We start from the raw sequence: 12,399 nt of genomic DNA, 5'->3' as shown, positions 1-12,399 counted from the left end.
GCCTTCCATCTCCAGCTCGATCAGCCGGTTCAGCTCCACGGCGTACTCCAGCGGCAGCTCTTTGGCAATCGGCTCGATGAAGCCGCGCACGATCAACCCGGCGGCCTGGTCTTTGCTCAGGCCCCGGCTTTGCAGGTACAGAATCTGCTCGTCGTTGATCTTGCTTACTGTGGCTTCGTGCCCCACACGGGCGCTCTTTTCCTCGACCTCGATGTAGGGGTAGGTGTCGGTGCGGGCTTCCTCGTCGAGCAGCAGGGCGTCGCATTCCACGTTGGTCTTGGAGCCGTAGGCACCCTCGTAGATCTTGACCAGGCCCCGGTAGCTGCTGCGGCCCGAATCCTTGCTGATGCTCTTGCTCACGATGCTGCCGGACGTGTGCGGCGCAAAGTGGACGATCTTGCCGCCAGCGTCCTGGTGCTGGCCGCGCCCCGCCATCGCAATAGACAGAATCTCGCCGCGTGCGCCCTCCTCCAGCAGATAGCAGGCCGGGTACTTCATGGTGACCTTGCTGCCCAGGTTGCCGTCGACCCATTCCATGACGCCGTGCGCGTAGACGGCGGCGCGCTGCGTGACCAGGTTGTAGACGTTGTGGCTCCAGTTCTGGATGGTGCTGTAGCGAAACCGCGCCCCTTCCTTGACCACAATTTCAATCACGCCGGAGTGGAAGCTGTCGGAGTTGTAGGCAGGCGCCGTGCAGCCCTCGATGTAGTGGGCCTGGGCGCCTTCATCGATGATGATGAGGGTGCGCTCGAACTGGCCGCTGCTCTCGGCGTTGATGCGGAAGTAGGTCTGGAGTGGGATGTCCACCTTGACGCCCTTGGGCACGTACACGAAAGACCCGCCCGACCACACCGCGCTGTTGATGGCGGCGAACTTGTTGTCCTCCGGCGGAATGATGGTGGCGAAATGCTCGCGGAACAGCTCCGGGTAGGTCTTCAGGCCGTCCTCGATGCTCAGGAACACCACGCCCAGCTTCTCCCACTCCTCCTTGAGGTTGTGGTAGACCATCTCGGACTCGTACTGGGCGCCCACGCCCGCCAGCATGGCCCGCTCGGCTTCAGGGATGCCCAGCCGCTCGAAGGTCTTCTTCACGTCGTCGGGCACGTCGTCCCAACTCCGGGCGTTGACGCCTTCGGGCTTGATGTAGTAGTAGATCTCGTCGAGGTTCAGGCCAGTCAGGTCGGCGCCCCAGGTGGGCAGCGGCTTGCTGTAAAAAATATCTAGGGCCTTGAGCCGGAAATCGAGCATCCACTGCGGCTCGTCCTTGGCCTTGGAGATCATCTCGACGACCTCGCGGCTCAGCCCTTTGGGCGCCTTGACGGCGTAGCGCTCCGGGTTGCTCCAGCCGTACTCGTAGCCGTTGTTGATCTCGCTGACTTCAGGATTGATGGTCATGGCGTGCTCCTTGGGAAGAAGGTTAGTGAAAAGGGTCGAACGTCCGGGTAAGGCGATAGGCCATATATTATCAGAAAATGTTGCCTGAATTGAAGCTTCGTATACGTTATTAGCGCCTGACCCAGTGAAATTCGTGCAACTCTGGTGCGAATTTGGGACATCTGTACCGACGGTGATACTCGGATGGCTTCTTACGATACATTCCAGATACTTGCGCAGTAACTCTGCCCGTTCTCTACAATTAACCGGCCTGCCAGTTTGTTCCAAGTCGTTTCAAGTCGGACCCGGCTGCTGGCCTTGAGGGTGGCGGCGCATTTGCTACTCGCCGCGTAGGCTCTGGCTGCTTTCGCCGTTGCTGACTTGAGTCCTGGCCCCGGCTTGGGCAGTTTCAGCGGGGCGCTCAGGGTGAACCGGAAGGTGAGGTTTAGTTCCTGCCAGTCGTTGCCGCTGACCTGCAAGCCTCTAACCTCGCCCGGCGCGTTCAGGAAGGAGCGCCTGAACTGCTGCGTCGGTGAGTCGCCGGAGGAAAGCGGGTCGCTCGCCTGAGCCGGGGTGCCGAGCAGCAGGAGGGCAGATGCAGCGGTGAGGATGGGGTTGGGGTGCATCTGATCTCCGACGGTCATCTGGTGTGGTGAAAGCGGCAACCTGCGATCACAAGCGCGTCATCGACGATGGCGTACACCAGACGGTGCTTTTCGGTAATCCGCCGTGACCACAACCCGGCAAGATCATGACGCAATGGCTCTGGCTTGCCTGTACCCTCAAACGGTGTGCGGCGGCATTCCTCGATCAGTCGGTTGAGTTTCCGCAGCCCTTTGAGGTCATTCTCCTGCCACCACAAATAATCCTCCCAACCGTCGTCCTGAAAACTGACCTTCACGGCTCGATCAATTCACGTTCCTGAAATTGCCCGGAGCGGATGTCAGCAGCAGCCTTACGTAACCGCTCGGCATTCGCAGGAGATGAGAGCAGATAGTGAGTTTCCTTCCAAGATTCATATTCTTCGAGTGGAATCATGACCACCGCTTTACCAGAGTCGAGTGTAACTATTGCTTGGTCGCAATTCTCAATCGTCTCTTCGGCGATGCGCTCCAGATTCTCTTTGGCGTATTTGAGTGAGTAAGCGGTCATGTTTCCCTCCTGATTCCAGCTCGTTTAGACCCGGACCAGTTCCTTCACCCAGTCGTAGCCTTCCACGTCGAGCTTCTGCGCCAGCTCCGGGCCGCCCGACTGCACGACCACGCCGTCCACGATGATATGCACCTTGTCGGGCACGATGTAGTCGAGGAGCCGCTGGTAGTGGGTGATGATCAGCCCGCCCAGGCCAGGGCCGCGCATGCTGTTGACGCCGCGTGCCACGATCTTGAGCGCGTCCACGTCTAGGCCGGAATCGGTCTCGTCCATGATGATGTAGGTGGGGTCGAGCATCAGCATCTGGAGTATCTCGTTGCGCTTCTTCTCGCCGCCGGAAAAGCCCGCGTTGAGGTAGCGCTCGACGATGCTCTCGTCCCATTCCAGCGTTTTCAGGGCCGCCTTGAGCTTCTCGTAAAACTCGATGAAGCCGACTTCCTCACCCTCCGCCTTGCGGGCCTGCATGGCGAGGCGCAGAAAGTTGGCGATGGTCACGCCGGGAATCTCGACCGGGTACTGGAAGGCCAGGAACACGCCCAGGCGGGCACGCTCGTCGGGTTCCAGCTCCAATAAGTTCACGCCGTCGACGAGCACTTCGCCCTCGGTGACGGTGTATTCGGGGTCGCCCACGATGACTTTGGCCAGGGTGCTTTTGCCGTTGCCGTTCGGCCCCATCACGGCGTGCAGCTCACCGCGAGGCACGACCAGATTGATGCCGCGCAGAATCGGCAGCTCACCGACGCTGGCGTGAAGGTTACGGATTTCCAACTGGTGGGGCGCTTGGGTCATGGCTCTCCTTGACGTGGTGCTGGCCTTGACGTGGTGCGGGTTTTGAGCTGGATGTTCGGTGGGCTGTTCTTAGGAATGATTCCTACTTACCTGGCTATTCTAGCCGCCGGGCACCGTTAAAGTCGAGTGGTCTGGTGCGGATTCGGTGCTGGTCAGACGGGGACGCCTAGCCGGGCTTCCAGTTCATCCAGCCAGGCCGCTTCAATGCCGCGTGAGGCCAGCGGTGAGGTCAGGTCCAGCCGGGCACGGTTCAGTGCGGCCTGCGCCTCGTCACGGCGGCCCTCGGCCAGCAACACGGCAGCTTCTACTCGCAGGCGCATCACCTGAGACATGAGTGCGTTGCGGGGCAGGCGGTCAAAGTGCGCTCTGGCTTCGCTGGCCTGGCCCCGCAGCGCACTCAGATACACCTCTTCGGCGGTGAAGCTGGCCCGCAGCGCTGGCGCCAGCCCACCGATCAGTTCGCTGGCCTGACGCTGCAATTCGGCGGCGCGTTCCAGGTCGCCCGTGTCGATGGCCTGGGCAGCCGCCAGTGACCGGGCCGAGGCGTCGAAAGTGGGTGCGTCGTGTGGCTGCAAAGCTGCCGCCATCAGTTCGGCGGGCCAGTCACGGGGCCGCTGAGCCCGCGCTGCGGCGATAAGGGCGATCAGCGCCGCCTCGGCTCCGGCCTGGGGCGCACCGGGCCGCAGCCGCCGGTAACGGGCGCCGTCGTTGAGAAGGCCGCCGCCGACCATCGGCACCACCGACAGCAGATTGATCACAGCGCCGAGCAGGGCCGTGACCCACCAGAAGGTCCGAAACTCGTGGTCTGGTGAAGCGAGGGCCAGTCCGGCGCACAGGACACTGAAGGCAAATCCGGCTGCCGGGCCGCCCATCACCATCCGGCGAAAGCTGGCGGTGATCTGCGGCAGCGCCATGCCCGCTGGAGGCATCAGATAGGCGAAGCCCAGCAGCGGTGAGCGCCGCCAGCGCAGGCCCCGGCCCGACTCGTAGCGCAGCGGCCCCACCGCCATCGTCACCAACCGCAGCCCGGAGCCCAGGCCCGCCAGCACGTGCCCGGCTTCGTGAACCAGAATCTGGAGAAACAGGCCCAGCGAGGCGGCCACCACCACCGCGCCGGGCCTGATCTGAATGGCCCCGGTGTCTTCCAGCCGTGCAAGCAGGACACCGCTCAGGGCGCCGAGCAGCAGCAGAGGCAGCAGGATACTCAGCTTAAGTCTTGCTGGGCGGCGTTTCTGGACGGTTTCTGATCGGCTCATGGTGCCCAGCCTAGAGCCGGATGCTGAGCACTACGGCGAGCGAGTGTTCATTTCAGCGTTCGTTCCGGCTCGGCCCACGCCCTCAAAAGACGCCTTTTTCACGCTTGCCATACAACTGCGTGGTAGGACTCAGGGGAATGAATGTCCTCTCACTGATTCAGGCTGCCGGGCCGCTGCTGTGGGTGCTGCTGGCCCTCTCTGTCTACACCGTCTACCTCGTGGTGCTGCGCGTGCTGGAACTCTCGCGGCTGGGCCAGGACCCCGGCGCCATGATCGAGCGGGCGCGGGCCACCACCGCCGAATCCGGCGCGGCGGCGGCGCTCTCGGAAATCGACTACGCCGGGGTCCAGACGCCCACCGCCAACGTGTTGCGCGCCGGGCTGGCCCGCGCCGACCGGGGCATCGGCGCGGCGCAGGCGTCGATGAACGGCGCCATCTTGCAGGAAGACGCCCAGCTGTACGCGGGCATCAGTGCGCTGAGCACCATCGCCCAGATCGCGCCGCTGATCGGGCTGCTGGGCACGGTCTTCGGCATGGTCAGATCGTTCATCATCTTTTCGCAGACCAGTGCGCCCACGCCCTCGCAGCTCGCCACCGGCATCAGCGAGGCGCTGGTCAACACGGCGGGCGGGTTGATCGTCGCCATCGTCGCCTACGTGGCCCGCAACGCCCTGAGAGCGCGGGCCGACCGCATCGTCGCCGGGGCCGAACGGGTCCGCGAGGAACTGCCCGCCTGGCTCAGCGGCCCGCAGCCGAGCCCCCGCACCGCTGCCCCGGCCAGGGCTGCCCAGACCGCGCAGACCCAGACCGCGCAGACACAGACGGCTCCCGCTTCGGCCATCACCACCTCGCTGGCGCCGCTGGAATTCAACTTCGAGGCGACGCCGAAATCGTGAGGGGGATCAGTTGGAAGTCGGTGGGGCCACACGGTCTTGGGTTAGGGGTGGTGGGTCGTGGGCTCGACCATTGCGCTGTTCCCACATCCCCCATCCCGCTCCCCACTCCCCGCACCCGCCAGGGTGCCCCATGAGACGCCGGATGCGCGAGCCCCAGGACCTCACCTTCGACTTCGCGCCGATGGTGGACATCGTGCTGCTGCTGCTGATCTTCTTTTTTCTGACCAGCAACCTGAATGCCCGCCGCAACGCCCTGCCGCTCGATCTGCCCCGCGCCTCCCAGACGGTGCGCGAAACGCCGGAGCTGCCGATTGTCAGCCTGGACAAGTCCGGCAAGCTGTACCTCAACGGCAAGGCCACCACCCTGACCAAGCTGGGCACACAGCTCAGGCCCCTGCTGCGGACCTCCGGCGGCGTGGTGGGCCTGCGGGCCGATGCCAAGGGCAATTACGGCGGCGTGGTGCAGGTCATGGACGTCATCAAGAAGGCGGGCGGCGAACGGCTGGCGCTGGGCACCCGGAGCAGCGCTACGCCGATCAAGACCCCAGCCAAGACCCCAGCCAAGCCTGCCACTGGAGCCCAGTAGGCATGAACACGGTCGCTATCAACACGGTCGCTATCAACACGTCAAGTTTGTATAGGGCGCGGCCTTGACTATCTCGCTGCCGCCGCCTGAAAACGCCGACCGGGCGCGGGCGCTGGGTGTGACGGTGCTGCTGCACGCCGCCCTGCTGCTGGGGCTGCTGTCGCTGCGGCCCCAGCCGGTGTTGCAGCGGACGCCCAGCCGACCCGACGTCAGCCGCGCCCCGCTGGAAGTGGTGACGCTGGCGCCGCCCCTGGACGCGCCGACCCCGACCACGCCGGTCAGACCCGCGCTCATCAGGCCGCCCACACCGCCCAGGCCCGCGCCCAAACCCCAGCCCAGACCAGTGCCGCCCAAACCCGTTCCCCCCAAGCCGATTGCCCCCAAACCAGCCGTCAAGCCGCCCAGCACGCCGCCGAAAGTCGCCGTGACGCCGCCCAAAACGGCGCCCACCCGCTCGGCCAGGCCGCAGGTTGCTGCGCCCAAAGCTCCGGCCCCGGCGCCCCGCGTCGCCCAGCCGACCCAGCCCCGCGCCGCCCAGCCCAAGCCTGGCGAATCGGCCAGCGCCGCGCCCCGCGCCCCCCAGACGGCCCCTGTTCCGAATAAGCCCGCCCCCAGTGAACAGGCCAGACTGACGCCGCCCAGCCAGGTGCCGCCCAGCCAGGTGCCGACACCAACTCCGGCGCCCGCCCGCCTGACTCCGCCCGCTGAAGCGGCCACGCCCACGCCCCAGCCCGAAGCGGCCCTGCCTGAGCGGCCCTCGCGGGCTGCCGAGACCGAGCAGGCCAGCCCGGCGCCCGAACCCGAACCGGTCACGGCCCTGCCGAGGCGCGAGAACGCCGCGCCCACAGGTAGCACGCTGCCCTCACGCGGCGGGGCAGCGGAGGCCCGGCCTGCCACTTCGCAACCTGCCGCCCCACAGCCCGCCGCCAGCGCCCCGCTGACCGAGCCAGCCCAGGCCGCGCCCAGCCGGGGTACTCCGGCCACCGCCGCTGCGGCCCCCGAAGCCCCGACCGCGCCGCGCCCCCAGATCGCCGCCAGCGACGCGCCCACCGAGCCGCTGCGTCCGGCCCGCTCGACCCAGGCCGCTCCCCAGGCGGCGGCGCCCGAAACCCGCGCGGCGGCGCCTGCACGCGGCGCCAGTCAGGGTGCAGTGACTCCAGCGCCTGAAACAGCAGCTCCGGCCCGGCCCAGCCGCACGCCCGCCGCCAGTGCCCCGGCAGCGACCCGTCCGGTGGGCGGCGCGGGCAGTGGCTCAGGCAACGGCTCAAGCAGCGGCGCGGGGCAGTCGGCTCAGGGCGAGGCGGCCCGGCCTGCGGGCGGTACGGGCGCCGCGCCTGCCAACGCGCCCGGCGCGGATACCCCGGCGCCCTCGCGTGGCACGCCGGGCAGCAGCGGCGCCAGTGCCGAGGCCCCCGCCGCGCCCACCGAAACGGCGCGGGGCCGCACGGGCAACGGCGCCGGGGCCAGCGCCGAGCCCGGCGAGACCGCCCGTCCGGTGGGCCGGGGCGGCGCGGGCGCGGGGGAGAGCGGCGGCGGCGCACCGGCCCCCCAGGGCGACGCCCAGGGCCGTCAGACCGGCACCAGCCCCGACACCGCCGGACCCGAAGCGGTGGCCGGTGGCCGACCCGACGGCGACGGCGCGGTGGCGGCCAGCCCGGCAGGCGGCGTGGGCACCGGCTCCCGCGCTTCGGGCACGGGCGGCGCGGGCGCGGGCAGCGAGGACAAAGCCGCGCTGTGCAGCGTGGTCATCGACGTGCGCGGGCTGGACAAACGCTTCGAGCGGGCACAGACGGTCTTTGTAGTGGACAGTGCCAACAACCAGCTCTGGCCCGACGCCGCGCTCGTCAAGGGCGTCAGTTCACAGCTCGTCAACGAGGGCAACTTGCAAACCTACGTCACGGCGGAAAGCCAGCTCGGCCAGTTTCAAAACGTCGTGCGGATTCGGGCGCTCAAGGTCCAGCCCAACCGCCAGGCCCCCAACAGCAACCTCATCACCGACGCCGTGCTCGATGCGGCGGGGGCGGCAGCGTTCCGCTCGGCGGGTGTGGGCTGCCGGTTGGTGTATCTCAAGGACTGAGTGTCCAGACTAAGTATCCAGACGTCAGGCCGCCTGCCGTACATCAGCTTCCCATCATCCAGAACGTTTAAAACGCAGAGTACAAGGCCCAGGTTGTCCAGATACAGCATCCGCTCTTCTTGCCGCCCAGCCGGGCGAGTCCTTCCCGCGAGGTTCCCGATGTCCAAGTTGCCCTTCACCGCCCTGCGTCCATCCGTTCTGCGTCAATCCGTGATGGGCCTGCTGCTTCTGGGCACGCTGAACGCCGGTTCGGCTTCGGCCTGGGTGCCCAAGCTCGAAGACCAGAGCGCCAAGACCATCATCGACAGCGCCTATGGCCGCCGCGCCGCTGCGCCGACCTACCTGACCCTCGACCTGAGCGTGGCTGCCGGTAAGTTCAAGGGTGCGCCTGACGGCAGTGTCAAGGTCATCGACGGCGGCGACGCCTGCCTGACCGGCTGGCTCACGGCGCCCGGCGACTACGCCCAGGGCAGCAAGATTTCCAACCTGACGCTCAGCGGCCAGGCCGACCAGTTGCTGTTTCAGGCCCAGGACGCCCGCGACAATTTCAAGAACCTGACCGTCAAGGAAGCCCTGCTCCCGGCGCCGGGTCGCCTGCCCGACGGCCAGCTCCGCATCGATATGGTGGTGCGCGGCCTGAGCGACTTGCAGCAGCGCAGCGCCTACCTGGTGCGCCTCAAGGGCGCCGACGGCAAGCTGCTGGCCCCCACCCGTTTCAGCTTCGTCAACGACTTCAAGCCCGGCGACGGCGGCAAGCAGACCGGCACGCTGGTGTATTATTTCGAGCCGCTCAAGGCGGGCCTGAACGCCAACTCCAAGCTCGATCTGCTGGTCCGCAACGAGGAAGGCAGTTGCGCCTACAACTTCAATCTGGACCTGGGGAAGTTTAATTAAAGAGGCTTGTGGCGCGTGGCTTGTGGGGACCGGTGAAGAGCCTGGTCGTACATTCGCGCCGACGAGTTGATAAGCGCCTGATACGGAGGCTCATTGAGTAAGCGCTTACCGAAGTTGCTGATCTGGAGCCTGGTGACGCTGTTGCCTATCGCTCACGCCCAGGCCGACGCGGACCGGCGGGTTTACTACGGGCACCACTGCCGCAGTGGCCGTGAAGTCAAATTCACCGATATGGACGCCCAGACGCTGTATCTCAAGTACCGGCAATCCACGCTGGCCTTCAAGCTGGTCGGCCAGACGCCGCAGCTTTCGCGCCTGCGCAGCGGGCCGTGGACCTGGCAGCTCCGGACGAGCGACTGCTCCGGCAAGCTGTTTTTCGGCGGCAAGCTGCTCGAATACTGCGGGCTGTGCCGCTGAAGCGCCAGACACCGAAAGACCACTGGCTTCCGAAAAACCATTGGCGCGTCCGGGTTTCGCCTGGCACGCTAAAAATCTGAAACTTACCTCCCGCCCCCGGCCATACCAGTCGGGGGCAAGTTTGGTTTGCCTCTCCGTCCCACACCCTTCCCACAGGCCACAAGCCACAGGCCACAGGTCTCCTTCCCTTCATCCACCCCGCCGCCCCGCACCCCACACTGTCTCCATGAAGGCCAACACATGAAAGTCCATATCGGCACGGGCGGCTTTGCCAACGAGGACTGGATCGGCGAGGAGCTGCTGTACCCGCCGGGCACCAAGTCGGCGCAGTTTCTGGAGATTTACGCGCAGCACTTCGGCGCCGTCGAACTCAACTCCAGTTTCTACGGCATTCCCGGCCTGAAAGCCTTCGAGGGCATGGCCCGCAAGTCGGGTGGGCGGACCCGCTTTGCCGTCAAGCTCAACAAGGTCTTCACGCATGACCGCACGCCGCAGGACAGCGACTTTGACCGGATGCTCCAGAGCCCACAGCCGCTGCGTGAGGCCGGGCTGATGGGGCCGTATCTGGCCCAGTTTCCCTACAGTTTTGGGCGCACGGCAGCGAACCGCAGCTACCTGGGAGGATTGGCCGAGCGCTTCGCCGGGCACGAGCTGGCCATCGAATTTCGCCATCAGAGCTGGGACAACCCGCAGGTGCGTGACGCCATGCGCGAGCTCGGCCTGATCTGGGTCAGCCCGGATTACCCGCCGGTATCCGGCTTGCCCGACCCGACCCTGCATGTGACCGCCGAGGTCGCTTACCTGCGGCTGCACGGGCGCAACAGCGGCAACTGGTGGAGTGGTGAGAGCGCCGCCGCCCGCCACGACTACCGCTACAGCAGCGCCGAGATGGCCGAGTGGGCCGAAAAGATCGCTTTTATCGAGGGCGAGACCGAGGAATGCTACGTGTTTTTCGAGAACACCACCCTGGGCCACGCGCTGCACAACATCCCCATGCTGCGCGAGGCGCTGAACGCACGCGGCGTACCGGTCACGGTGCCTGAACCCGCCCCGCCGGAGCAGGAGAGCTTGCTGTGAAACCTGGGGCCGCACCTGGCTAGAATGCTGCCATGCGACGAAACGTCAGCGGACTTTCGCCCTGGGAAGCCGTGGTCGGCTACTCGCGGGCCGTGCGGGTGGGCAACCATATCAGCGTAGCCGGAACCACCGCGACGGTGAACGGCGAAGCGGTGCATCCCAGCGACCCGGCGGGGCAGACGCGAGTCATCCTCGGCATCATCGAGGGGGCGCTGCGGGAAGCCGGGGCCAGCCTCTCAGATGTGGTGCGGACACGTATCTACGTCACCGATATCAGCCAGTGGCAGGCCATCGGTCAGGTTCATGGCGAGGTCTTGAACAGAACGGCACCTACCGGGCCTGTCCGCGTTTTCGGCGCCATTCGCCCGGCGTGCAGCATGGTGCAGGTCGCCGCTTTGATCGACCCGGCGCACCTGCTGGAAATCGAGGCCGACGCTATTCTCGAAGTATGAGCGCTCAACTCGGACTGGGCCTGGCGGCGCTGGGCCGCCCCGGCTACCTCAACCTCGGTCACGCCGCCGACTTCGCACAGGGCCGCAGCGTGGACGACCTCCGACTTCGCACCCACAGCCTGCTGGACGCCGCCTGGAAGGCTGGAATCCGCACCTTCGACGCCGCCCGTTCGTATGGCCTGGCCGAAACGTTTCTGGGTGAGTGGCTGGCCCGGCACCCGCAGCGCCGCTTGAAGCTGAGTATCGGGTCCAAATGGGGCTACACCTACGTCGCCAACTGGCAGACTGACGCCGAGCAGCACGAGGTCAAGGACCATTCGCTGGCTACCTTCGGGCGCCAGTGGCCCGAAACGCTGGCCGCGCTGGGCGGGCCACCCGATCTGTACCTGATTCACAGCGTCACGTCTGAGAGTCCGGCGCTGGCTGACGCAGCACTTCTCTCCCGCCTGAGCGACCTGGCCGCGCAGGGCGTCACGGTGGGCCTGTCGGTCAGCGGGCCGGAACAGGCGGCGACCATCCGCGCCGCACTGGCGCTGAACGGACCGTTCCGGGCGGTGCAGGCCACCTGGAACGTGCTGGAACCCTCGGCGGGCGAAGCGCTGGCAGAGGCCCACGCCGCAGGCTGGCGCGTGACGACCAAGGAGGCGCTGGCCAACGGGCGGCTGAGCAGGCGGGGCCAGGTCACCGGTCTGGACGCCCTCGCCCGTGACCTCGGCGCCGCACCCGACGCCCTGGCGCTGGCGGCGGCGCTCGCCCGTCCCTGGGCCGACGTGGTGCTCAGCGGGGCGAGCACGCTCTCTCAGCTCGGCAGCAACCTGGGTGCCCGGCAGTGGGTCGGCACCGACCTGAGCGCCCTGAACGCGCTGCGAGAAGCGCCTGGCGCCTACTGGCATGCTCGTGGCGCCCTGAGCTGGAGCTAAAACGGCTTGCATTCCGCCTCGGCGTCACCTATGCTGTGTCGCGCAGGAAAACGCCCGACCTGCCGCCGTGAATGAGGTTGCCAGTGTAGCTCAGGGGTAGAGCAACTGATTCGTAATCAGTAGGTCGTCAGTTCGAATCTGACCTCTGGCTCCAGAAAATAAGCCCGCCCAGTGCGGGTTTTTTCGTTTTGGTTATTTGCAAGCACAGCGAAACAGGCCTGGTGTGTCTATAAATTGTCTAAAAGCCAATCCGGCCCTGAGGGGGTCCGGATGATTCATTCGGCGTCGTTTGTTGGTGGCAACTTAAGAAAGATCGACTGGAGTTCGTCGGGATACAGGTGCCTGTACTGACGCAGCGTGAAGGCGGGGTCGGCGTGTCCCATGAGCTTGGAGATGTATTCGATCCGCTCGCCCTGGGCGGCCATCAGTGAGCCGAAGGTGTGCCGCAGGGCGTGGATGTTCAGGCGCCGCACCCCGGCCCGCTCGCAGACTGAAGTATGTACCCGGTC

15 protein-coding genes and 1 tRNA gene are annotated in these 12,399 nt (G+C 66.2%); 9 read left to right on the top strand and 7 right to left on the bottom strand.

The features are described from left to right. The 6 genes from sufB to Q0R23_RS06860 all read right to left on the bottom strand — a co-directional run. A partial coding sequence (gene sufB / locus Q0R23_RS06885; RefSeq protein WP_293911687.1) for a Fe-S cluster assembly protein SufB occupies window positions 1-1,395 on the bottom strand: 1,395 nt, incomplete at its 3' end. A gap of 191 nt (window positions 1,396-1,586) precedes the next feature. Next, window positions 1,587-2,018: a hypothetical protein gene (locus tag Q0R23_RS06880; protein ID WP_293911685.1), complete on the bottom strand. Its 432-nt coding sequence runs from the start codon at window positions 2,016-2,018 to the stop codon at window positions 1,587-1,589. Then, window positions 2,015-2,275, bottom strand: a complete 261-nt coding sequence (locus Q0R23_RS06875; protein ID WP_293911683.1) for a Txe/YoeB family addiction module toxin — start codon at window positions 2,273-2,275, stop codon at window positions 2,015-2,017. The genes Q0R23_RS06880 and Q0R23_RS06875 overlap by 4 nt, the downstream gene beginning before the upstream one ends. Further along, entirely contained in the window at window positions 2,272-2,526 is a 255-nt protein-coding gene (locus tag Q0R23_RS06870; protein WP_293911682.1) for a type II toxin-antitoxin system Phd/YefM family antitoxin, read from the bottom strand. The genes Q0R23_RS06875 and Q0R23_RS06870 overlap by 4 nt, the downstream gene beginning before the upstream one ends. Before the next feature lie 24 nt (window positions 2,527-2,550). Next, window positions 2,551-3,315 (bottom strand): Fe-S cluster assembly ATPase SufC, encoded by a 765-nt coding sequence (gene sufC, locus Q0R23_RS06865; RefSeq protein WP_293911680.1) that lies wholly within the window; start codon window positions 3,313-3,315, stop codon window positions 2,551-2,553. Window positions 3,316-3,467: 152 nt separating this feature from the next. After that, a complete protein-coding gene (locus Q0R23_RS06860) occupies window positions 3,468-4,571 on the bottom strand; it encodes a M50 family metallopeptidase (RefSeq protein WP_293911679.1) in 1,104 nt (367 codons plus the stop codon). 137 nt (window positions 4,572-4,708) lie between these two features. On the opposite strand from Q0R23_RS06860, the gene Q0R23_RS06855 reads away from it, so the two are divergent. The 9 genes from Q0R23_RS06855 to Q0R23_RS06815 all read left to right on the top strand — a co-directional run bounded on the left by Q0R23_RS06855 (window position 4,709) and on the right by Q0R23_RS06815 (window position 12,044). Beyond that, window positions 4,709-5,467, top strand: a complete 759-nt coding sequence (locus Q0R23_RS06855) for a MotA/TolQ/ExbB proton channel family protein (RefSeq protein WP_293911678.1) — start codon at window positions 4,709-4,711, stop codon at window positions 5,465-5,467. 130 nt (window positions 5,468-5,597) lie between these two features. Beyond that, window positions 5,598-6,053, top strand: coding sequence for a biopolymer transporter ExbD (locus Q0R23_RS06850; RefSeq protein WP_293911677.1), 456 nt, complete (start codon window positions 5,598-5,600; stop codon window positions 6,051-6,053). Window positions 6,054-6,117: 64 nt separating this feature from the next. Continuing rightward, window positions 6,118-8,130, top strand: a complete 2,013-nt coding sequence (locus Q0R23_RS06845) for a hypothetical protein (protein ID WP_293911676.1) — start codon at window positions 6,118-6,120, stop codon at window positions 8,128-8,130. 159 nt (window positions 8,131-8,289) lie between these two features. Then, on the top strand, window positions 8,290-9,024 hold the full coding sequence (locus Q0R23_RS06840) for a hypothetical protein (protein WP_293911675.1): 735 nt from the start codon (window positions 8,290-8,292) through the stop codon (window positions 9,022-9,024). A gap of 93 nt (window positions 9,025-9,117) precedes the next feature. Further along, window positions 9,118-9,441 (top strand): hypothetical protein, encoded by a 324-nt coding sequence (locus Q0R23_RS06835; RefSeq protein ID WP_293911673.1) that lies wholly within the window; start codon window positions 9,118-9,120, stop codon window positions 9,439-9,441. Between the two features lie 240 nt (window positions 9,442-9,681). Beyond that, a complete protein-coding gene (locus Q0R23_RS06830) occupies window positions 9,682-10,518 on the top strand; it encodes a DUF72 domain-containing protein (RefSeq protein WP_293911672.1) in 837 nt (278 codons plus the stop codon). A gap of 32 nt (window positions 10,519-10,550) precedes the next feature. Continuing rightward, window positions 10,551-10,970, top strand: a complete 420-nt coding sequence (locus Q0R23_RS06825; protein WP_293911671.1) for a RidA family protein — start codon at window positions 10,551-10,553, stop codon at window positions 10,968-10,970. Further along, window positions 10,967-11,890 carry an aldo/keto reductase gene (locus Q0R23_RS06820; RefSeq protein WP_293911670.1) on the top strand — a complete coding sequence of 308 codons (924 nt, stop codon included), beginning with the start codon at window positions 10,967-10,969 and terminating at the stop codon, window positions 11,888-11,890. Before Q0R23_RS06825 ends, Q0R23_RS06820 begins: the two co-directional genes overlap by 4 nt. Window positions 11,891-11,969: 79 nt before the next feature. Continuing rightward, a tRNA-Thr gene (locus Q0R23_RS06815) sits at window positions 11,970-12,044 on the top strand. A gap of 121 nt (window positions 12,045-12,165) precedes the next feature. Here Q0R23_RS06815 and Q0R23_RS06810 read toward each other — a convergent pair. After that, window positions 12,166-12,399, bottom strand: a 234-nt coding sequence (locus tag Q0R23_RS06810) for a tyrosine-type recombinase/integrase (protein ID WP_293911669.1), incomplete at its 5' end; no start/stop codon positions are given.

It is taken from the genome of Deinococcus sp., assembly GCF_025362455.1.
In the GTDB taxonomy this organism is placed as follows: Bacteria; Deinococcota; Deinococci; order Deinococcales; family Deinococcaceae; genus Deinococcus.
The sequence above is the reverse complement of the archived record's forward strand: the minus strand, read 5'-3'. Positions and strand labels throughout refer to the sequence as shown.

Bases quoted from the DNA above. Each gene is read 5' to 3' on its own strand.
- Q0R23_RS06840 (WP_293911675.1), top strand. From the start codon at position 8,290: ATGTCCAAGTTGCCCTTCACCGCCCTGCGTCCATCCGTTCTGCGTCAA.
- Q0R23_RS06825 (WP_293911671.1), top strand. From the start codon at position 10,551: ATGCGACGAAACGTCAGCGGACTTTCGCCCTGGGAAGCCGTGGTCGGC.
- Q0R23_RS06860 (WP_293911679.1), bottom strand. From the start codon at position 4,571: ATGAGCCGATCAGAAACCGTCCAGAAACGCCGCCCAGCAAGACTTAAG.
- sufC (WP_293911680.1), bottom strand. From the start codon at position 3,315: ATGACCCAAGCGCCCCACCAGTTGGAAATCCGTAACCTTCACGCCAGC.
- Q0R23_RS06850 (WP_293911677.1), top strand. From the start codon at position 5,598: ATGAGACGCCGGATGCGCGAGCCCCAGGACCTCACCTTCGACTTCGCG.
- Q0R23_RS06880 (WP_293911685.1), bottom strand. From the start codon at position 2,018: ATGACCGTCGGAGATCAGATGCACCCCAACCCCATCCTCACCGCTGCA.
- Q0R23_RS06830 (WP_293911672.1), top strand. From the start codon at position 9,682: ATGAAAGTCCATATCGGCACGGGCGGCTTTGCCAACGAGGACTGGATC.
- Q0R23_RS06820 (WP_293911670.1), top strand. From the start codon at position 10,967: ATGAGCGCTCAACTCGGACTGGGCCTGGCGGCGCTGGGCCGCCCCGGC.
- Q0R23_RS06855 (WP_293911678.1), top strand. From the start codon at position 4,709: ATGAATGTCCTCTCACTGATTCAGGCTGCCGGGCCGCTGCTGTGGGTG.
- Q0R23_RS06870 (WP_293911682.1), bottom strand. From the start codon at position 2,526: ATGACCGCTTACTCACTCAAATACGCCAAAGAGAATCTGGAGCGCATC.